Origin of the sequence: Bradyrhizobium sp. th-b2 (assembly GCF_000426785.1) — a bacterium.
Lineage (GTDB): Bacteria > Pseudomonadota > Alphaproteobacteria > Rhizobiales > Xanthobacteraceae > Bradyrhizobium > Bradyrhizobium septentrionale.
On record NZ_AUGA01000047.1, the window covers coordinates 17,357 to 35,930 of the forward strand.

Here is an 18,574-nt window from a genome sequence, read left to right on the forward strand (position 1 = left end):
CGTAATTTATGTTTCAGTAAGCAAGTTGTAGCTAGGATCGATGAGTGCGTTGCGTATGGGAGACTTCCAGTGATCGACTTTGACGAACTTCGTAGTATCGCAGCGGATGTTCGTATCTTCATCGACGCTTCGGAAGACAAGGGCGGCGCCTTGAAGGCCATCGTCGAGGCCTACGACGTCGTGCTGGGCATTTTCCCGGCCGGCCCCGGAATGGACCTTCACGTGGTCAAGGGCACTGAGGTCCTCAATCACATTGCGCAGACCCAGGCCTCGTCCGGCTTTACGCATACCGCGATCGCATTCCAGACCCGTGAGCAGGCTGTTGCGCTTGAGCAACTGATGGCGGCCTAGCCACCGGAGCTTCACGCTCCCGTGACGGGGCATCGCATTTCGCTTTGAGATCAAGCGATTGCCTGACGCGCTGCCCGTTTGACGCGCACCCTTCGCCAATCTTGACGCCAATCCTGTCCTCAAGGCGCCGTCCCGGCGCAAAGACGTGCCAAGCGCGTCAATCCGGCGCCATCGTCCGCATTGCCTCGCAGCGCAAAACGAGCGAAAATCCGCACGTTTGTAGAACGAGATCATGGTCTCGCCACGCGAATCAAATCAATCTGGGCAAGTTGTCGCGGGCGCACTTTCTTCTGACGTCGAATACTTGGTATTCGTGAACTAATCGCGCTACAGTTGTGGGCGTGGATATGGGCGAGCATCTGACGGTTAGCACCGGCGAGCTCGACGGCTTCGAGGGACTTCACGACGCCGTCAAAGGCTCGCATGTCGAGGTCATGCAGCTTGAGCGCGGCAGGCTGCGCGGCACGCTGTCTCATGTCGGGATCGGCAATTTTTCGCTCAGCATCGGCGCGTTCAATGTCGGGGTTCGCACCCAGCGCACGTCCGCAGATGACAAGCTGATCATCGGAATGCTGCTGAACGCCACCGACCGCGTCACGCATTGGGCTTTCGACATGCAGCCGGCCGACGTGCTGGTGATTCCTCCATCGGTCGAGCATGACGGCGTGTTTCACAAGGCCTCGTCCTATGCCGCAATTCGCTTCGACATGGCGGATCTGCCCGACATATTCGGCGGTGACCCGCGGCTCGCCGATGCCGAAACATGGCAGGCGAAGAACCACTTTCGCGCCGACCCCGCGATCGGCATGGTCGGGGCGGACCGGCTGCCGCAGATCGTCTCGCATCTCGCCCGCTATCCGGACGCGCTGTCGGATGCGTCGGCCGAATTCTGGAAGCGCGCGATCGTCGACTGCGTGAGGGCGACGGCGATCACGTCGCTGCCTCCAGATGGATCGAGCTATCTGCCGTCGGCAATGAGGCTGGTACGCCACGTCGAGGATTACCTGCACGCCGCGGGCGCCCGCCCCGTCCATGTCTCGGAGATCTGCGGCGAGCTTCGGCTGTCGCGACGCAGCCTGCACCGCGCCTTCCACGAGGTGTTCGGCGTCGGCCCGGTGACGTTCCTGCGCTACAAGCGGCTTTGCACGGTCCGCGAGATCCTGCGCGAAAGCACGCCGGACCAGACCACGGTGTCCAGGGTTGCGATCGAACAAGGCTTCATCGAGCTCGGGCGCTTCTCGCAATACTACCGCGCGATGTTCGGGGAATACCCGTCGCAGACGCTCGGCTACGCCGGGTAGAACGATCAGCCCGCGCTCAAGCGCGATGACGGCGCCAGGCTCGCGCAAGCTCATTTTGATCGCCCCGGATCGCCGTTACCCGACAGCACCTGCGCGGCGCCGCCGACGCCGCGGCGGAAGGCTTCGTCGAAAGTGACCCCGCGGACCTGCCATTTGTAGTCCTTGCCGCGCCACGCCATCTGCCATTGCGTCGCCCAGCCGAGATCCTTGTCATCCCAAACCAGCCGTCCGACCAGCGTGGCCTCGCCGCCCTGCGGCGCGACGATCGAGGTCAGCTTCGCGGGCGTCACCTTGAGGAGCCCGGCTGCGGCCACGTTGGCGCTCGTCAGCGCCGCCGCGCTTGGCAGCACGAAGCGCATGCCGCGCTTGCCGGCCGCGGCTGCGAGCGCGTCGCGCTGCAGATCGGACTGCGTTCCATCAGCGGTGACGACGTAATCCTTCGGGCCGTGCTGCATCTCGGTGAACACGCCGAGCACCGGCCGTCGCGACCGCCACGGCTTGAGGCCGAGCTTGCCGAGAATGCCGTCGATCTTCTTGTCGTCGAAATCCACCGTCAGGTCATAGGGCCGGTCGCGGGTGCCCTGCTCGTCATGATGCGGCTTGCCGGCATACTGGTCGTGATAGTCGAAGCCACTGACGAACTCCTTGGCCTTCGACTTGTACGCGGCAAGCCGGCGGTCGCCTGCCAGCATCGGCTGCCCGGAGACCTTGATCAGGACGTCCTCGAGGCACGCACCGAAGCCGATGATCCGGTTCGGCTCGCCCTCGCCGGTGACGACGGTCTGCGCGCGATAGAGGTTGTCGTCCGCCGCAGCCATCGCGCCGCTGCAACAGATCAATGCAACAGCAAGCAGCGCTCGAACCACACCGCGTGCGAACGTGGCAATCAGATTGTGCTTCGTCTCAAGCAAGGCAGCCATGGTCACCTCCGCTCGGTCACGTCATTATCGGCTCAGATTGGTGGTATTTTTCGGCAGCGCCAACGCGTCCGGACATGGGCGCCATTCCATCGGCTGCGCCACACGCTCTGGCCACGCATGACAGGGCTGGCATATGCTGAGCGGATGCGCGGCGGCGCCGGGAGCGCTGCCCGTCACAACAACATCCGGCAGGAGACGCTCCGTGAAATGTTACGAGTTGCAAGGCCCCGGTGGCGTCGACGCGTTGGCGCTGGTCGACAAGCCGGTTCCGCAGGCCGGTCCGGGCGAAGTCCTGGTACGCCTGAAGGCCGCGACGCTGAACTATCGCGACCTGCTCACGGTCAAGGGCGGCTATGGCTCGCGCCAGAAATTCCCGCTGGTGCCGGTGTCCGACGGCGCGGGTATCATCGAAGCGGTCGGCGCCGGCGTGAAGACTTTCGCGGCCGGCGATCGCGTTGTCGGCAGCTTCTTCGAAAGCTGGCTCGGCGGCGAACCGAGCGAGACGCGAATGCGCGCGGCGCTCGGCGGCAGCGTCGACGGCGTGCTGACCGAGTACCGGGTATTTCCCGCGCATGCGCTGGTGCGCACGCCCGACCATCTCAGCGACATCGAGGCTGCCGCACTGCCCTGCGCGGGACTCACGGCGTGGAGCGCGGTGGTCAAGCTCGGCGACATCAAGCCGGGCCAGACGGTGCTGACCCAGGGCACCGGCGGCGTCTCGCTGTTCGCGCTGCAATTCGCCACGATGTGCGGCGCCCGTGTCATCGCGACCTCGTCCAGCGACGCCAAGATCGTGCGGCTGAAGCAGCTCGGCGCCGATGTCACGCTCAACTACAAGACCACGCCCGACTGGGGCAAGAAAGCGCGCGAGCTGACCGGGCGCGGTGTCGATCTCGTCGTCGAGGTCGGCGGCGTCGGCACGCTGAACGAGTCGATCCGCGCCACCAGGATCGGCGGCACCATCGCCTTCATCGGCGTGCTCGCAGGTCCGGCAACGGCGGACTCCCGGCTGCCGCTGATGGTAATGCAGCAGCAGCGGCTGCAGGGCGTCACCGTCGGCTCGATCGAAGATTTGCAGGCGCTGTGCGACGGCATCAGCATGCACGGCGTCAAGCCCGTGATCGACAAGGTGTTCGCCTTCGACCAGGTCAAGGACGCGTTCGCCCACATGGCGAGCGGCGCGCATTTCGGCAAGGTCGCGATTGCAATCGGGTAGGACCACCAAAGCCTAGCGCCCCGTGAACTGGGCCTTGCGCTTCTCGACAAAGGCCTGGCGGCCTTCCCTCGCGTCGGCGCTTTCGCGGATCACCGACTGCAGCTCGATCTCGCGGCGGAATTGGTCGGCGTAACTCGCATGCTCGCTCTCCTCGAGCAGCTGGCGGGTCGCGACCAGCGCGCGCGTCGGGCCATCGGCGAGGCGGCGGGCGAGCGCCTTCGCCTCATCGAGCAGTCTTGCGTCATCGACGACCTCGCGCACCAATCCCCACTCTTTCGCCCGCTCGGCCGACAGCGGCTCGTTCAGCAACATCAGGTCGAGTGCGCGCTGGCGGCCGATCAGGCGCGGCAACAGCCACGTCGAGCCGAGATCGGGCACCAGGCCGATCCGGCTGAACACCTGGATGAAGCTCGCCGAGCGCGCCGCCAGGATGATGTCACCGGACATCGCGAGGCTGAAGCCGCCGCCGGCCGCGACGCCGTTGACCGCGACCGCGACCGGCAGGCTGCACTCGCGCAAGGCGCGCATCGCCGGCCAGTAATGCGTCATCACGCCGGTCACGATGTCGTTGCCGAGCGACTGGAACGCCTTGAGGTTCTGCCCCGAGCAAAAACCGCGCCCCTCCCCGGTCAAGACCAGCGCGCGGATGCCCGTGTCGCTGGTCATCTCGCCGACAGCGGCTGCGAGATCGCCGAGCAATTCCGGTGTCATGGCGTTCAGGCTTGCGGGGTCGTTGAGCGTCAGGATGCCGACCTTGCCGTCCCGTTCGCGCTTCACTGCGGTCATTTTCCTCTCCCTGGAATTGCTTGTTATTGAGCTTCTTGTGCCACTCTCTTGCGCTTACTGTGCCATGCTTGGCATGCTACGCCAACGTGCCCCGCCCGCAACAAGAACAGCGAAAGCAACGCCATGTCCGACCAGTTCTCCAACTCGCAAGTGATCCGCAAGCCCGCCGTCTCTGCCAAGGGCGGCATCGTCGCGGCGCAGTCGCGCAAGGCGGCCGAGGTCGGCGTGGAGGTATTGGCAACGGGCGGCGATTGCGTCGACGCGGTGATTGCAACCACCTTCGCGCTCGGCGTGCTGGAGCCCTGGATGAGCGGCGCCGGCGGCGGCGGCGGCATGGTGCTGTACCGCGCCAAGGAGAACCGCGTCGAGGTGATCGATTACGGCATGCACGCGCCCGGCGGCCTGCGCCTGGAGGATTATCCGCTGACCGGCGGCGCGGCCTCCGACCTGTTCCCCTGGGCCCGGGTCAAGGACGACCGCAATCTGCACGGCCCCGGCTCGATCGCAGTACCCGGCGTCGTCGCCGGCATGGAGGAGGCGCATCGCCGCCACGCCAAACTGCCGTGGAAGGAGCTGCTGGCGCCGAGCGTCAAGCTCGCCGGCGAGGGCCTTTTGGTCGATTGGTGGACCACCGCGATGATCGCAAGCTCGGCCGCCGATCTGCGGCGCTATCCCGCCAGCGCCGCGGCCTATCTGCTGGACGGACTGCCGCCGAATGCGCAATGGAGCATCAAGTCCGAGGTCCGCATGCCGCAGGACAAGCTCAAGGCTTCGATGGCACAGCTTGCCGCGGCCGGCCCGCGCGATTTCTACGAGGGCGATCTGGCGCGCAGCATCGCCGACGACATCCAGGCTGCAGGCGGCACGCTGTCGGTGCGCGATCTCGCGTCGTTCCGCGCCCATCTGCGCGAGCCGCTCCGGATCCCCTATCGCGGCGGCACGGTCTATGCGACGCCGGAGATGACCGCGGGTCCGACCATGGCGCGCACGCTCGGCCTGCTGCAGAAGGCGTTCGAACCTGCACAAGGCGGTCCGGATGCGGCGACCTATACGGCTTACGCCGAGGCGCTGCGGGCCGCCTATCGCGAGCGGTTGAAGGAGATGGGCGACGTCGACGGCCGCCGCGCGCTCGGGGCGGATGCGATCGCACCGGCCTGCACCACGCATTTCTCGGCGGTCGACCGCGACGGCAACATGGCGGCAGTGACACAGACCCTGCTGTCGAACTTCGGCTCGCGATTCGTGACGCCGAACACCGGGCTGACCATGAACAACGGCATCATGTGGTTCGACCCGACGCAAGGTGCACCGAACTCGCTGGCGCCCGGCAAGCGCTGCCTGACCAATTACACGCCGGTCGTGGCGGAGGCCGCCGACGGCCGCCGTCTCGCCGCCGGCGCATCGGGCGGCCGCCGCATCCTGCCCGCTGTGTCGCAGCTGCTCTCCTTCGTGATGGATTTCGGCATGGATCTCGACGCCGCGATCCATCACCCGCGGATCGACACCAGCGAGGGCAATGTGGTGACCGGCAACGTCAGGCTTCCCGCCGCCGTGCGCGACGCGCTGCGCGGCCGCTTCGACTTCGAGGAGGCCCGCACCCAGACCCTGCCGATGAAGTTCGCCTGCCCGAGCCTCGTGCTGCGCGACGGCACCACCAACTTTGGCGCCACCGAACCGTTCCAGCCGTGGGGCGATGCCGTGGCGGAGGGGTGAGATCGCGGACGCTTCACTGAAATTGTCGTCCCTGCGAAAGCAGGGACCCATAACCACAGGTGTTGTTAAGATGAGCTGTGGCCTCAGCTCGGCAAGCCAATTCGCATTCGTGGTTATGGGTCCCGGCTCAAGGCCGGGACGACACTGAGTGTGTGGTGCCGCTTGTGAGACAAACTTCCGCGTTCTCGCGACATGTTCTGCCCGAGCCTTGCTTCTCGTTCCGCCCTCTCTTGAACAGAGGGCGCAGGGAAAGCCGGGTGCCGATCGCACCCATGGGCCCCGAGCAAAGGGTAGAAAGCTCGGGGGTAGGACCACAGGTGTAACCGGAGCAATCCGGCTTTCCCTGCGCGATGGGTTACGGCTTACTTCGTGCTCTCCCCGGCGAGACTGGGCTTGCTTGTCACCGCCCCCGCATCACGCCTTCGCGTGTTGCGACGAGACACCGGCCGCAAGGGCGTCAGGACCACACGACTTCACCGTCCGCCTCGCGTGCTCTCGTCAGTTGCACGCTCGGCGTCCACCGCATCTCACACCACGTTCGTGACGATCGCGAGCCGCCCCTCGATCGGGTGAGACGGACGGACCATACACCGAGTTGCAATTCCGATAAATAGAAATATTTTTGCCGCAGGGGCTTGCGCCGTCGGGCAACTCAGTGATTGGCGTTTTCGCGATGGCGTCTCACGCGCGAGCCGGCTCAGGTGGCCGGACGCTGTCGGATCAGCAGCGAGGTATCCGGAACGTGAATCGTGTTTCGGCGGCGGAGGACGTCACCTCAAGTGTGCCGCCGTGGGCGCGCGCAATTTCCGTGGCGATGTAGAGGCCCAAACCCAGCCCTTCGTAACTGGACTGGTGCGCAACGCGAAAGAAAGGTTGGAACAACTTCTCGATGACAGCTGGAGAGATCGGTGCCCCGCCATTCGCGACCGACAACTCAAAGCCCTCGCTGTCGGTTACGGCAGACACCGTGATCGGTGAATTGCCATCGCCATGCTTCAGGGCATTGCCGACCAGGTTGGACAACAATTGCGCGATCCGGGCGGGATCGCAGTTGATGCCCCGATCGATGACGAAATCGGTTTGGACCACGCGATCAGGCCACGCCGCCCGCAATTCATTCACGACGTGCTCAAGCGCCGGTAGCAATTGCGCGTCGGCGCTGCGCTTCAATTTGAAGCCGCCGCCGAGACGGACGCGCGCGAAGTCCATGACATCGTCGATCAGGGTCGCCATCCGCTTCACACTGTTCTGAAGCAGCCCGACATAGGTCGTCGACTTTTCGTTGAGCGGCTCCTTCAGCAACAGCCTCATGCCGGCGTCGATCGAGGCGAGCGGATTGCGCAAATCGTGCGCCAGCACCGCGATGAACTGCTCGCGAAGCTCATCCGTCTGTCGATGGCTTAGCAGCGCCGCCTCGCTGGTCGCGCCCCTCTCCTGCGCTTGCAGGTGAAATGCGATCAGCGAAGCGAACAACTTGAACATGTTGACGACTTCCGACGTGTTCACTTTCGCCGGATGCGGATCGATTGCACAGAGCGTCCCGAAAAATGTGCCATCGGCGAGGACGATCGGAATCGAGATGTAGCTCTGAAATCCATACATCGCCGGCGTGCGGTGGTCGCGAAAAGCCGGGTCCTCGGCAACGTGGTCGATGACAACCCCGTGTCCGCTCGCCCTTATCTCATCGCAGATCGTGGTCTGGACCTCCAGCTCACCGCCGGGCGCAAGTCCGAACGAGATGTTGTCCCGGACCGCGCACGCAATCCAGCGGCTTTCCGTGACCCGCGCCACCGCGGCAAAGCCCATGCCCGTGGTGCGGCACACGACGTCGAGGATGGTCGGAACCGCATCAATCCGGCCGATCGCGAGGATGTCGGCCTTCAGGTCAGCGGGGAGTTCGTTCGTCGCGGCGGCTGACGAATCTTTCAAGTCCGCTGCAATCAATTCGGAAATTCGGGCTCACTCCACGCAAACGCCGGGAACAGAAAATGCCCCATCGCGGGTCGCACACTAAGGGATAGTCAACAATCTCAAGATGGCCCGAAACTTCGACCGCTGTCCACATCAAAGATGGTTCCCGGCTCCTCCCGACCTTGGATCGCACCGACGTCGTGGCGGGCTTGCGCCGTCGCGCAACTCAGTGATTGGCATTTCGCGACGGGCGCGCCGGGAGACATTGCAGGCCGCAAGCGGGCTGATACATTTGGCCGGACAACAACCGAGGTGACCGGCTTGAGTGATGCAAGTGCAGACGTGCCGCCCGGCGCTCAACTCCTTGGACGGGAGTGGCTGGGCTTCGACGGCGAAATCTCCTCGATCCGCTTCGCGGCGCAGCCCTTGTTCACGAACCGGCATGGAACGATCCAGGGCGGCTTCCTCGCGGCGATGCTGGATTCGGCTACAGGCCTCGGCGCCCTCGCAGCGCTTCCCACAACCAAGACCGTGGTGACCAAAACGCTCACCACGCGGTTTCTCAAGCCGGCGCGCGTCGGCCCGATCACGGCCAAGGCCAAGGTCGTCTCGCAGACCGACCGCGACATGATCGTCGAGGCCGACCTGATCGACGCTGACAATTTGACGGTCGCCAGCGCCACGGCCGAGTTGCGGGTTCTCGACAAGCGATAGCCATGCGTTGCCCTTCTTTCGCGTTTTCAGCCCTGTTGTTGCTTGCGGTCTCCACGGCGCAGGCGGCCGGGCTACGACACTTCGATGTTCCCGCCGGCGCTGACGGGCCTGCGATCAGAGGGGTGGCATGGCATCCCTGCGCCGAGCCCCCGCACGAGATCGATGCTCGCGACGGCAGATCCTTCTTCGGCGTGAACGACTGTCCGATCATGGGAGACAGACTGCCGCTGATTGTGATCTCGCACGGCCGGCGCGGATGGCTCGGTGGTCATCATGACGCCGCGGAGGCTCTGGCGGATGCCGGCTTCATCGTTGTGACGATCAATCATCCAACCGACACCGAGCGCGACACCAGCGGCACCGACAGCCTTGCCGTCATGGTCGAGCGCCCCGCCGACATCAAGCGTTCGATCGACTACGCGCTCGGAGGCTGGCCGGACGCGGCACACATTGACGCCGGCCGCATCGGTCTGTTTGGCTTTTCGTGGGGTGGCTACACTGGCCTCGCCGCGATGGGCGGTGAGCCCGATCTCCGCAAGGGCCTGCCGAACTGCCAGACGTCGAGCTTGCGGGCCTGCAAGGAACTCGAAGAGGGAGAAAAGCCGAGCGGGCCGGTCGTCCATGATCCACGCATCAAGGCCGCGGTCATCATCGATCCCTATCCGGTGTTCGTCTTCCCGACGGAAAACCTCAAGAGCGTGGCGATCCCGGTTCAGTTGTGGAGTTCCGACCCAGCACAGAACGCCGACGGCCTATCCGGCTGCTGCGCTGCTGATGTCAAAGACAGGCTTCCGTCCAAGCCCGACTATCATTTTGTGGGGGATGCAAAACACTTCTCATTCCTTGCCGTCTGCACGCCGAGAGAGACGAAGGAGAGTGCCCGCATCTGCACCGACGCGCCGGGCTTCGATCGGGTCGCGTTTCATCAGCGCTTGTACGCGGAAGCCGTTGCGTTCTTCAGAGCGCATCTGGGCAATGCTGGAACGCGATAGCGCGAAGCTACACCCCGAGCCTATCCCGCACCCGCCCCGTCAGCACCGCCGCAGTCACGCCGACGCGCCAGAACGCATGCATCGGGATCGGCTTGATGCCCGTCATCGGCATGTCGATCTCGGCCTTGGAACCGCCGATCAGGCGGCGGGCAAGCTGCGCGCCCATCGCGGTCGAAAGCGCGACGCCGCGGCCGTTGCAGCCGAGCGAGATCAAGAAGTTCTCGGCGGGCTCGTGGACATGCGGATAATGATCGGCGGTGATGGCGAGGCGGCTGTTCCAGCCATGGGTCCAGCTGACGCCTTTGAGCTGCGGCCACAGCCGCTCAGCGTAGCGGATCAGATAGGAGATGTCGGACGGGCCCATGATCCAGCGCATCGGGCCGCGGCCGCCCATCAAGAGCCGATTGTGCTGGTCGATGCGGTAATAGACCGTGATGTGGCCGCTCTCGTAGAGCACCGGCCGCGTCGGCATGATCGCGGCTGCGACCGCCTCAGACAGCGGCGCAGTCGCCGCGATCGAGGAGAACACCGGCACGATGGTGCGGCGAAGCGCCGGCCACAGATCATCGGTAAAGCCATTGGTCGCGAGCAATACCTTGTCGGCATGCACGACCGCGCGCGGGGTCTCGATCCGCCAGCTTCCGCCGTCGCGGCGCAACGACAGCGCCGGCGTCTCGCCATGGACGGCGGCGCCGGCGCCGATCGCGGCACGCGCCAGGCCACGCGCATAGCTCAGCGGATGCAGGTCGCCGCCGCGCGCATCCAGCATCGCGCAGAGATAACGATCGCTGCCGGTCATCTCGCGCATTTCGGCGGCGTTGAGCAGTTTCACCGGCATACCGCGCCGGATGCATTGCTGTGCCGTCGTCGCGATCGCCGCCGCACTGGCCTCATTGTAGGCGGCGCGCAGCGTGCCGTTCTGCCGCGCCTCGCAGGGGATCTGGTAGCGGCGGATCAGCTCATGCGTGAAATTGGTGGTGCCGTAGGAGAAGTCGATCATGCGGCGGCCAAGATCGGCGCCGAAATCCTGCTCGATCTGATCGGGGTCGTGCTTCAGCCCGGGATTGGTCTGCCCGCCATTGTTGCCGGACGCGCCCCAGCCCGGCTCCTGCGCCTCCAGCACGGTCGCAAGCACGCCCTGCTCGGCGAGATGCAACGCAGTGGAGAGACCGGTGAAGCCGCCGCCGATGATCGCGACCGGCACGCTTTTGTCGGTCGTAAGCGGAGGCGTTGGTGTCGCTTCCACCGCGGTGTCGGCGTAGAGGCTCGGTGGCAGCGGCAGGCGGGTCGGTAAGGTCATGGTCGGGACCGGCGTTTGACCTCTCCCATAGGGAGAGGTCGGCGCGCAGCGCCGGGTGAGGGGTTCAGGTCCCACGAGAGAGCGTCACCCCTCACCCGGATTGCATCTGACGATGCAATCCGACCTCTCCCACAAGGGGAGAGGTGGACCGCTTGTGCGGAGACAATAGAGGCAAAGCCCATGCGTTGGAACTCCGGCTGATCACAGCGGATGCAGCACGCGGCGCAGAAAGTCCTGGGTGCGCGGGTGCTGCGGTTGGTTGAGAACGGATTTGGCGGCGCCCTGCTCGACGATGACGCCGCCGTCGATGAACAGCACGCGGTCGGCGACGTCGCGGGCGAAGCCCATCTCGTGGGTGACGACCACCATGGTCATGCCGTCGTCGGCGAGCTTGCGCATCACCGAGAGCACCTCGCCGACCAGCTCCGGATCGAGCGCCGAGGTCGGCTCGTCGAACAGGATCGCCTTCGGCTGCATCGCCAGCGCCCGCGCGATCGCGACTCGCTGCTGCTGGCCGCCGGACAATTGCGGCGGGTGCACCTCGGCCTTGTCGGCAAGCCCGACCTGCGCGAGCAGTGCACGGCCGCGCGCGATCGCCGCCTCACGCGGCTCCTTCTTCACATAAAGCGGCCCCTCGATGACGTTCTCGAGCGCGGTGCGGTGCGGGAACAGGTTGAAGCGCTGGAACACCATCGAGACCTGGGTGCGGATCGCCACGATCGAGCGGTCGCCCTGGTCGACGCGCGCGCCCTCGACGCTGATCTCGCCGCGATCATAGCTCTCGAGCCCGTTGATGCAGCGCAGGATGGTCGACTTGCCGGAGCCGGACGGGCCGATGATGCAGACCACCTCGCTCTTGGCGACCGAGGCGGTGATGCCCTTCAGCACCTCGACCTTGCCAAAGCTCTTGTGCACGTCGCGAAGCTCGATCATTTGCGGTTCGCCTTGTTCTCGAAGTGCCGAACCAGCAGGATGAGCGGAATACTCATGGTGAGGTACATCAGCGCCACCAGCGTGAACACGCTGGTGTTCTTGAAGGTCGAGGAGGCGATCAGCTTGCCTTGCAGCGCGAGCTCGGCGACCGTGATCGTCGAGGCCTGCGAAGAATCCTTCAGCATCATGATCATGATGTTGCCGTAGGGCGGCAGGATGATCCTGACCGCTTGCGGCAGCACCACCCGGCGCATCGTGAGCCACCAGCCCATGCCGATGGTCTGCGCCGCCTCGATCTGCCCCTTGTCGATCGCCTCGATGCCGGCGCGGAAGTTTTCCGCCTGATAGGCCGAATAGGCGATGCCGAGCCCGATGATCGCGGCCTGCAGCGCCGAGAGCGCGATACCGAAATCGGGCATCACGAAATAGATGTAGAACAGCAGCACGATGATCGGGATACCGCGGATCACGTTGATCAGCACGGCGCTGAGGCCTGTGAGGATGCGAATGCCGGACACCCGCATCAAGGCCCACACCAGCCCGAGCACGGTCGACAGCACCAGCGAGCCGATCGTGACGACGATGGTCAGCCAGACACCCTGCAGCAGGATCGGCACGAACTCGACGGCGTCATGGAAGAATTTTTGCATCGACTAGTCGTATCCAGTCCCGTCACGTGCTCGAGTATTACTACCGTCATCCTGAGGAGCGGCGTCTTCGCCGCGTCTCGAAGGATGCACGGCCCGGCTGGTGGCCGTCGACCCTTCGAGGCTCGCTCCGCTCGCACCTCAGGATGACGGATCACTTCGGAGCACACACGCTCTCACGAAGCGCTGGCCTTCTGGCCCCATTTCTCGAGGATCTTTGCGATCGTGCCGTTGGCCTTCAGCTTCGCCAGCGAGGCGTTGATCTTGGCGAGCAGCTCGGTGTCGCTCTTGCGGACGCCGATCGCGACCGTGCCCACCGTCACGGGCTTGTAGCCGTCGACCAGCCGCACGTCGGCGAAATTGCCCTGCTGCAGATTGTAGGCGAGGATCGGATAGTCGGCAAAGCCGGCCTTGAGGCGGCCGGCATTCACGTCTCGCAGGATATCGGGAATGGTGTCGTAGACCTTGACCTCGCTGAACAGCCCGGTCTTCTTCAGCGCGTCGACGAAGGCGGTGCCGACCTGGGCGCCAACCACAGTGCCCTTCAGATCTTCCTGCGAGGTGTAAGCCTTGGTGTCGGCCTTCGGCACCACGAGACCCTCGCCATAGCTATAGACGGGATCGGAGAAATCGATCACCTCCTTGCGCGCGGCGGTGGCGAACATCGCGGCCGCGATGATGTCGATCTTGTTCGCGGTCAGCGAGGGGATCAGCGCCGAGAACTGCATCGGCTCGATCTGCACGGAAAAGCCGGCATCCTTGCCGATCTCGGTGGCGAGATCGACCATGATGCCCTGGATCGAGTTGGTTTTGGTGTCGAGGAAGGTGAAGGGGATGCCGGTCGGCGTCGAGCCGACCTTCAGCACCTGCTGCGCCTGCGACGGTGCGCTCAAGGCAAGGGCGAGCACCGCGACCGCGGCCTGGACGAGACGCTGAAACGACATCGCAACACCTCCCGAAGCTGGCCGCCGGCGCCGCGTCGTCCGCTGTAGAGCGGTTTTGGTTGCGGGCGACGCCGTTCCGGCCTATTTTCACCAATATGAAATTGTGGTCACGAAACCGCGGCCAATGCAAGCGGTTTTCATGCACATGAAGGAAGCGGACTGACGTGAGCGGCGGCAAGAGAATGCGCAAAGGCGCGGCAGGCAAGCCCGCGACGGCACGCCGCGCCGCCAAAAAACCGGTCGGGAAACCGGCCGAGCCGGCGATGGATCTTGCGGTCGGCCGCCGCATCCGCGACCTGCGCCGCAGCAAGCAGATGTCGCTGGAGGTGGTCGCCGCACGCACCGATCTATCGATCGGCTTCATCAGCCAGATCGAGCGCGGCCTGTCGTCGCCCTCGCTGCGTGTGCTGGCAACACTGGCCGACGTGCTCGGCGTCGGCATCGCCGCGCTGTTCGGCGCGACGCCGCGCGACGACGGCGCCGGCGGCGTCGTGACCCGCGAGGTCCAGCGCGCCGAGCTGAAACTGTGGCGCACCGGAATCTCGAAGCAATTGCTGAGCCCGGCCGGCAGCGAGAGCCGGCTCAACCTGTTCCTGGTGCATCTCGAGCCCGGCGGCAACACCGGCGACGAGTTCTACACCCATGACGGCGAAGAGGCCGGCCTCGTGCTTCAGGGCGAGATGACGCTCACAGTTGACACCGAAACCTGGACGCTGAAGCAGGGCGACAGTTTCAGATTCGCCAGCCGCCGCCCGCACCGGTTTTCCAACCCGGCTGATGATGCCAAGGCCGTGGTGCTGTGGGTGAATTGCGTGACCGCGGCGGGGTAAGGCTTCGCTCTCTCCGTTCGTCGTCCCGGCCTAGTGCGCAATTGCGCACGGGAGCCGGGACCCATAACCACAGGGTCGTGTTGTTGAAGAAGGCTGAGGCCCCAGCGCCGCGTCACAACTTACATTTGTGGTTATGGGTCCCGGCCTACGCCGGGACGACGCCGAGGACAATTCTCGCGGAACGTCCGCTAACTTCCCAACCCCATCACCAGCTCCTCGATCTTGATCGGGAAATTCCGTACGCGGATCCCCGTCGCGTGCCAGACGGCGTTGGCGACTGCACCAGCGCTGCCGGTGATGCCGATCTCGCCGACGCCCTTGATGCCGAGCGGATTGACGTGCGGATCGTGCTCGTCGACCGTGATCACCTCCATCGGCGGCACGTCGGCATTAACAGGCACATGATATTCGGCGAGGTTCGCGTTGAGGATGCGGCCTGATCGCTTGTCCATCACCGCTTCCTCATGCAGCGCGAAGGAGAGGCCCCAGATCATGCCGCCGCGCAGCTGGCTCTGCACCATCAACGGATTGATGATGCGGCCGGCGGCGAACGCACCGACCAGCCGGGTGGCGCGGATCTGGCCGAGCTCGGGATCGACCTTGACCTCGGCGAAGACAGCGCCATGCGCGTGCATCGCATATCGCGATTGCGCCGCGGGATCGGCCGCACCGGTGCCGCTGGCCTCGACCTCGGCAACGCCGGCGCGCGTCAGGATGTCGGCATAGCTTTCGCTGCGCGCATCGTCGTCGCGGCGATAGAGTCGCCCCGCGCGCGCCACCACGCCGGCATTGCCGGCGCCGAACAGCGGCGAGCGCTGGTCGGAGGTGGCGAGCTCGGCGAGTTTTGCGATCACGGCCGCGCCGGCATTGTGGATCGCGGCGCCCACCGTTGCGGTATGCGCCGAGCCGCCGGCGATGCCGGCATCCGGCAGGTCCGACGTGCCCGACAGGAACGCGATCTGATCGAGGTCGAGGGCAAGCGCGTCGGCCGAGATCTGGGTCAGCGCGGTCCAGGCGCCCTGCCCCATGTCATGCGCGCCGCTCTCCATCACGCCGCGCCCGTCGGCGCGGATCACGGCGCGGGCATTGCCCTGGAACATCAGCGCGGGGAACGTCGCGGTGCCCATGCCCCAGCCGACCAGAAAACCGCTGTCGTCGCGCATCTGCTTCGGTTGCAATGGACGTCCCGCCCAGCCGAAACGTTCGGCGGCCTTCGCGTAACACTGCCACAGCGCCTTGGAGGAAAACGGCTTGCCGGTGGTCGGCTCGACCTCGGCGTAGTTCTTGAGCCGGAACTCCAGCGGATCGATGCCGCAGGCGAACGCCGCCTCGTCGATCGCGCTCTCCAGCGCAATCGATCCGGTGGCCTCGCCCGGCGCGCGCATGAACAGCGGCGTGCCGGTGTCGACGCGCACCGCTTCATGCGCGGTGCGGATCGCAGGGCTGGCGTAGAGCGTGTGCGAGGCGTCCGCAGCGGGCTCGTAGAAATCGTCGAAGCTCGAGGTCGCAATGCGCGCCTCGTGATCAAGCGCTGTCAACAGGCCCGCATCGTCGGTGCCGATGCGGATGCGCTGCCGGGTCGCTGAACGATGGCCGACCGGGCCATACATCTGGCTCCGTCGCAGCACCAGCTTGACCGGACGGCCGACCAGCTTCGCCGCCATGACGCCGAGCACCTGCGGGCCTGAGACCAGGCCCTTGGAGCCGAAACCGCCGCCGAGGAACGGGCTATTGATGTGGATATTCGCCGGCGGAATGCCGAACAGCCCACCGATCCGCATCTGCGCCATTGCCATGCCCTGGCTCGGCGTATCGATGAACAGACGGTCGCCGTCCCACACCGCGACGATCGCATGCGGCTCCATCGCGTTGTGATACTGCGCCGGCGTCTCATACGTTGCATCTGTCAGCTTCGAGGCCGCGGCGAGGCCGGCATCGATGTCGCCGTGGCGAACTTCGGCGGGATTGCCGATGCCGACCACCGGCGGTGCATAGGCCTCGCCGGCGTCGAGGCCGACGCGCGCGATCTCGACCTGATAGCGCGGCGACAGCAGCGCAGCGCCTTCGGTCGCGGCCTCCAGCGTCTCGGCGATCACGACCGCGATCGCCTGGTTGGCGTAGCGCACCTCGTCGCTCTGCAACAGCTCCATGCGGAAGGCGAACGGATTGCCCTTGGCGTCCGGGTCTTCCGCCAGCTCGGGCTTGTGCGCCGGCGTCATCACGTCGATGACATCGGGGTGGCGCTTGGCGGCGGCGACGTCGAGCGCGGTGACGCGGCCGCGCGCGATGCAGCTGGTCGCGATCACCGCATAGGCCATGCCGGGCGGATGATTGTCGGCGGCATAGCGGGCCTTGCCGGTCACCTTGAGCACGCCCTCGGTGCGGGTCAGCGGCTGGCCGATATTCGAGCCATGGCGGAGATGGGCGGGGTCGCGGGTCAGATTGAGTTCAGCTGTCATGCGTCACGCTCCTGCAACGGATGAGAAGGGAGAGCCCGGCAGCGCGGGGATACGATCCGGCGTGCCTGCGGCAGCAAGGGTGAGCGCGCGCACGACGATGCGTTGCGCGAGCTCGATCTTGAAGGCGTTGTCGCCGGACGGTTTTGCGTCGGCGAGCGCGGCACGCGCCGCCTCGCGATAGCTGGCCGCATCCGCCGCGCGACCTGCGAGCACCTGCTCGGCCTCGCGCGTCCGCCATGGCTTTGCCGCGACGCCGCCGAGCGCGAGCCGCGCGTCCCGGATTTTGCCATCCTCGATGCGCAAGGCCGCCGCGGCCGAGACCACGGCGAAAGCATAGGACGTGCGCTCGCGCACCTTGATGTAGCGGGCATGTTTGGCAAAAGCCTGTGCTCCGGCCGGCAGGCGCAGCGCGACGATCAGGTCGCCGCGGTCCAACGCAGTCTCGCGCTCCGGTGTCTCTCCGGGCAAGCGGTGCAGCGCCTCGAGCGGCAGCTCGCGCCGGCCGCTTTTGCCCTCGATCTCGACGACCGCGTCGAGCGCGACCAGCGGCACGCAGAAATCCGACGGATGGGTCGCGATGCAACTTTCGCTCCAGCCGAGCACCGCATGCAGGCGGTTCTCGCCCTTCAAGGCTTCGCAGCCGGCGCCCGGCCAGCGCCGGTTGCAGGCGCTGCCGGCGTCGTAGAAATAGGCGCAGCGGGTCCGCTGCATCAGATTGCCGCCGACGGTCGCGGCATTGCGAAGCTGGGCGGATGCGCCCGACAGCAGCGCTTCGGCCACCGCGGGATAATTGCGCGCGAACCCAGCGTCGTGCGCGAGTTCGGCGTTGCGCACCAGTGCGCCGATGCGCAACGCGCCATCGGCCAGATGCTCGATGCGATCGAGCCCGGGCAGCCGCGTGACGTCGACCAGGCGGCTCGGCCGGCTGACGCCGCCCTTCATCAGGTCGAGCAGATTGGTGCCGGAGGCGAGATAGGTCGCGCCGTTTTCGGAGGCCGCCGCGATCGCATCGGCGACGCTGGCCGGCCTGACATAATCGAAATTCATCATGCGGAGCGCCTCTGTTTTGCAGTGGTCATACTGCTCTGTGCCTCGAGCACGGCCTCGGTGATCCCCTGATAGGCGCCGCAGCGGCAGAGATTGCCGCTCATGCATTCGCGCACGCGCTCCGGATCATCGCCGGCCTGCCCCTCCTGGATCAGGCCGATGCCGCTCATGATCTGGCCCGGCGTGCAGAAGCCGCACTGGAAGCCGTCATGGGCGATGAAGGCGGCCTGCACCGGATGCAGCTGATCGCCGCGCGCGACGCCTTCGATGGTCAAGATCTCGGCGCCGTCATGGCTGACGGCGAGCGCGAGGCAGGAATTGATGCGGCGGCCGTCGACCAGGATGGTGCAGGCGCCGCACTGGCCGCGGTCGCATCCCTTCTTGGTTCCGGTGAGGTCGAGCCGCTCGCGCAACAGGTCGAGCAGGGTGACGCGGGGGTCGTCGAGGACAATTTCCCGGCGGACACCGTTGATGGTGAGACTGAGTGGGAGATTCATGCGGGGCTCCGAT

The 18,574-nt window shown here is 65.7% G+C and carries 17 protein-coding genes; 7 read left to right on the plus strand and 10 right to left on the minus strand.

What is annotated here, in order from left to right; translation table 11 throughout:
- Positions 1 to 69: 69 nt before the first annotated feature.
- Positions 70 to 351: a hypothetical protein gene (locus tag K359_RS0136270; protein WP_029083651.1), complete on the plus strand. Its 282-nt coding sequence runs from the start codon at positions 70 to 72 to the stop codon at positions 349 to 351.
- Between the two features lie 347 nt (positions 352 to 698).
- Complete coding sequence (locus K359_RS0136275) at positions 699 to 1,652, plus strand: helix-turn-helix domain-containing protein (protein ID WP_029083652.1); 954 nt, start codon at positions 699 to 701, stop codon at positions 1,650 to 1,652.
- Between the two features lie 50 nt (positions 1,653 to 1,702).
- Here K359_RS0136275 and K359_RS0136280 read toward each other — a convergent pair whose 3' ends face one another.
- Positions 1,703 to 2,572 carry a DUF2066 domain-containing protein gene (locus tag K359_RS0136280; RefSeq protein WP_035977733.1) on the minus strand — a complete coding sequence of 290 codons (870 nt, stop codon included), beginning with the start codon at positions 2,570 to 2,572 and terminating at the stop codon, positions 1,703 to 1,705.
- A gap of 202 nt (positions 2,573 to 2,774) precedes the next feature.
- Here K359_RS0136280 and K359_RS0136285 point away from each other — a divergent pair, with 202 nt between their 5' ends.
- Positions 2,775 to 3,788, plus strand: a complete 1,014-nt coding sequence (locus K359_RS0136285; protein ID WP_029083654.1) for an NAD(P)-dependent alcohol dehydrogenase — start codon at positions 2,775 to 2,777, stop codon at positions 3,786 to 3,788.
- 12 nt (positions 3,789 to 3,800) lie between these two features.
- Here the strand turns inward: K359_RS0136285 and K359_RS0136290 are convergent, their stop codons facing one another.
- On the minus strand, positions 3,801 to 4,574 hold the full coding sequence (locus tag K359_RS0136290) for an enoyl-CoA hydratase-related protein (RefSeq protein ID WP_029083655.1): 774 nt from the start codon (positions 4,572 to 4,574) through the stop codon (positions 3,801 to 3,803).
- A gap of 123 nt (positions 4,575 to 4,697) precedes the next feature.
- Here K359_RS0136290 and K359_RS0136295 point away from each other — a divergent pair, with 123 nt between their 5' ends.
- Positions 4,698 to 6,287: a gamma-glutamyltransferase gene (locus tag K359_RS0136295; protein ID WP_029083656.1), complete on the plus strand. Its 1,590-nt coding sequence runs from the start codon at positions 4,698 to 4,700 to the stop codon at positions 6,285 to 6,287.
- A 720-nt stretch (positions 6,288 to 7,007) separates the two neighbouring features.
- On the opposite strand, the gene K359_RS0136300 is transcribed toward K359_RS0136295, so the two are convergent.
- Positions 7,008 to 8,216: a GAF domain-containing sensor histidine kinase gene (locus K359_RS0136300; RefSeq protein ID WP_051346606.1), complete on the minus strand. Its 1,209-nt coding sequence runs from the start codon at positions 8,214 to 8,216 to the stop codon at positions 7,008 to 7,010.
- A 294-nt stretch (positions 8,217 to 8,510) separates the two neighbouring features.
- Here K359_RS0136300 and K359_RS0136305 point away from each other — a divergent pair, with 294 nt between their 5' ends.
- Positions 8,511 to 8,912 (plus strand): PaaI family thioesterase, encoded by a 402-nt coding sequence (locus K359_RS0136305; RefSeq protein WP_245284821.1) that lies wholly within the window; start codon positions 8,511 to 8,513, stop codon positions 8,910 to 8,912.
- Positions 8,913 to 9,034: 122 nt separating this feature from the next.
- Positions 9,035 to 9,904, plus strand: coding sequence for a dienelactone hydrolase (locus K359_RS0136310; RefSeq protein ID WP_245284822.1), 870 nt, complete (start codon positions 9,035 to 9,037; stop codon positions 9,902 to 9,904).
- 7 nt (positions 9,905 to 9,911) lie between these two features.
- Here K359_RS0136310 and K359_RS0136315 read toward each other — a convergent pair whose 3' ends face one another.
- The 4 genes from K359_RS0136315 to K359_RS0136330 all read right to left on the minus strand — a co-directional run bounded on the left by K359_RS0136315 (position 9,912) and on the right by K359_RS0136330 (position 13,728).
- Positions 9,912 to 11,204 carry an FAD-binding oxidoreductase gene (locus K359_RS0136315; RefSeq protein ID WP_029083660.1) on the minus strand — a complete coding sequence of 431 codons (1,293 nt, stop codon included), beginning with the start codon at positions 11,202 to 11,204 and terminating at the stop codon, positions 9,912 to 9,914.
- Between the two features lie 201 nt (positions 11,205 to 11,405).
- A complete protein-coding gene (locus K359_RS0136320) occupies positions 11,406 to 12,137 on the minus strand; it encodes an amino acid ABC transporter ATP-binding protein (protein WP_029083661.1) in 732 nt (243 codons plus the stop codon).
- Entirely contained in the window at positions 12,134 to 12,787 is a 654-nt protein-coding gene (locus tag K359_RS0136325; protein ID WP_029083662.1) for an amino acid ABC transporter permease, read from the minus strand. Before K359_RS0136325 ends, K359_RS0136320 begins: the two co-directional genes overlap by 4 nt.
- A gap of 173 nt (positions 12,788 to 12,960) precedes the next feature.
- Complete coding sequence (locus tag K359_RS0136330) at positions 12,961 to 13,728, minus strand: ABC transporter substrate-binding protein (RefSeq protein ID WP_029083663.1); 768 nt, start codon at positions 13,726 to 13,728, stop codon at positions 12,961 to 12,963.
- Between the two features lie 182 nt (positions 13,729 to 13,910).
- Between K359_RS0136330 and K359_RS0136335 the strand changes: the two genes are divergently transcribed.
- Positions 13,911 to 14,558: a cupin domain-containing protein gene (locus tag K359_RS0136335; RefSeq protein WP_035977743.1), complete on the plus strand. Its 648-nt coding sequence runs from the start codon at positions 13,911 to 13,913 to the stop codon at positions 14,556 to 14,558.
- Positions 14,559 to 14,746: 188 nt separating this feature from the next.
- On the opposite strand, the gene K359_RS0136340 is transcribed toward K359_RS0136335, so the two are convergent.
- The 3 genes from K359_RS0136340 to K359_RS0136350 are packed head-to-tail and all read right to left on the minus strand — an operon-like array spanning position 14,747 to position 18,561.
- Positions 14,747 to 17,017 carry a xanthine dehydrogenase family protein molybdopterin-binding subunit gene (locus tag K359_RS0136340; protein ID WP_029083665.1) on the minus strand — a complete coding sequence of 757 codons (2,271 nt, stop codon included), beginning with the start codon at positions 17,015 to 17,017 and terminating at the stop codon, positions 14,747 to 14,749.
- A 3-nt stretch (positions 17,018 to 17,020) separates the two neighbouring features.
- A complete protein-coding gene (locus K359_RS0136345) occupies positions 17,021 to 18,067 on the minus strand; it encodes a xanthine dehydrogenase family protein subunit M (RefSeq protein ID WP_029083666.1) in 1,047 nt (348 codons plus the stop codon).
- Positions 18,064 to 18,561, minus strand: coding sequence for a (2Fe-2S)-binding protein (locus K359_RS0136350; protein WP_029083667.1), 498 nt, complete (start codon positions 18,559 to 18,561; stop codon positions 18,064 to 18,066). The genes K359_RS0136345 and K359_RS0136350 overlap by 4 nt, the downstream gene beginning before the upstream one ends.
- Between the last annotated feature and the right edge of the window lie 13 nt (positions 18,562 to 18,574).

What these genes read in the sequence shown, in the direction of transcription:
- K359_RS0136275 (WP_029083652.1), top strand. Translation starts at nt 699, where the DNA reads ATGGGCGAGCATCTGACGGTTAGCACCGGCGAGCTCGACGGCTTCGAG.
- K359_RS0136280 (WP_035977733.1), bottom strand. Translation starts at nt 2,572, where the DNA reads ATGGCTGCCTTGCTTGAGACGAAGCACAATCTGATTGCCACGTTCGCA.
- K359_RS0136290 (WP_029083655.1), bottom strand. Translation starts at nt 4,574, where the DNA reads ATGACCGCAGTGAAGCGCGAACGGGACGGCAAGGTCGGCATCCTGACG.
- K359_RS0136295 (WP_029083656.1), top strand. Translation starts at nt 4,698, where the DNA reads ATGTCCGACCAGTTCTCCAACTCGCAAGTGATCCGCAAGCCCGCCGTC.
- K359_RS0136315 (WP_029083660.1), bottom strand. Translation starts at nt 11,204, where the DNA reads ATGACCTTACCGACCCGCCTGCCGCTGCCACCGAGCCTCTACGCCGAC.
- K359_RS0136320 (WP_029083661.1), bottom strand. Translation starts at nt 12,137, where the DNA reads ATGATCGAGCTTCGCGACGTGCACAAGAGCTTTGGCAAGGTCGAGGTG.
- K359_RS0136325 (WP_029083662.1), bottom strand. Translation starts at nt 12,787, where the DNA reads ATGCAAAAATTCTTCCATGACGCCGTCGAGTTCGTGCCGATCCTGCTG.
- K359_RS0136330 (WP_029083663.1), bottom strand. Translation starts at nt 13,728, where the DNA reads ATGTCGTTTCAGCGTCTCGTCCAGGCCGCGGTCGCGGTGCTCGCCCTT.
- K359_RS0136335 (WP_035977743.1), top strand. Translation starts at nt 13,911, where the DNA reads ATGCGCAAAGGCGCGGCAGGCAAGCCCGCGACGGCACGCCGCGCCGCC.
- K359_RS0136340 (WP_029083665.1), bottom strand. Translation starts at nt 17,017, where the DNA reads ATGACAGCTGAACTCAATCTGACCCGCGACCCCGCCCATCTCCGCCAT.
- K359_RS0136345 (WP_029083666.1), bottom strand. Translation starts at nt 18,067, where the DNA reads ATGATGAATTTCGATTATGTCAGGCCGGCCAGCGTCGCCGATGCGATC.
- K359_RS0136350 (WP_029083667.1), bottom strand. Translation starts at nt 18,561, where the DNA reads ATGAATCTCCCACTCAGTCTCACCATCAACGGTGTCCGCCGGGAAATT.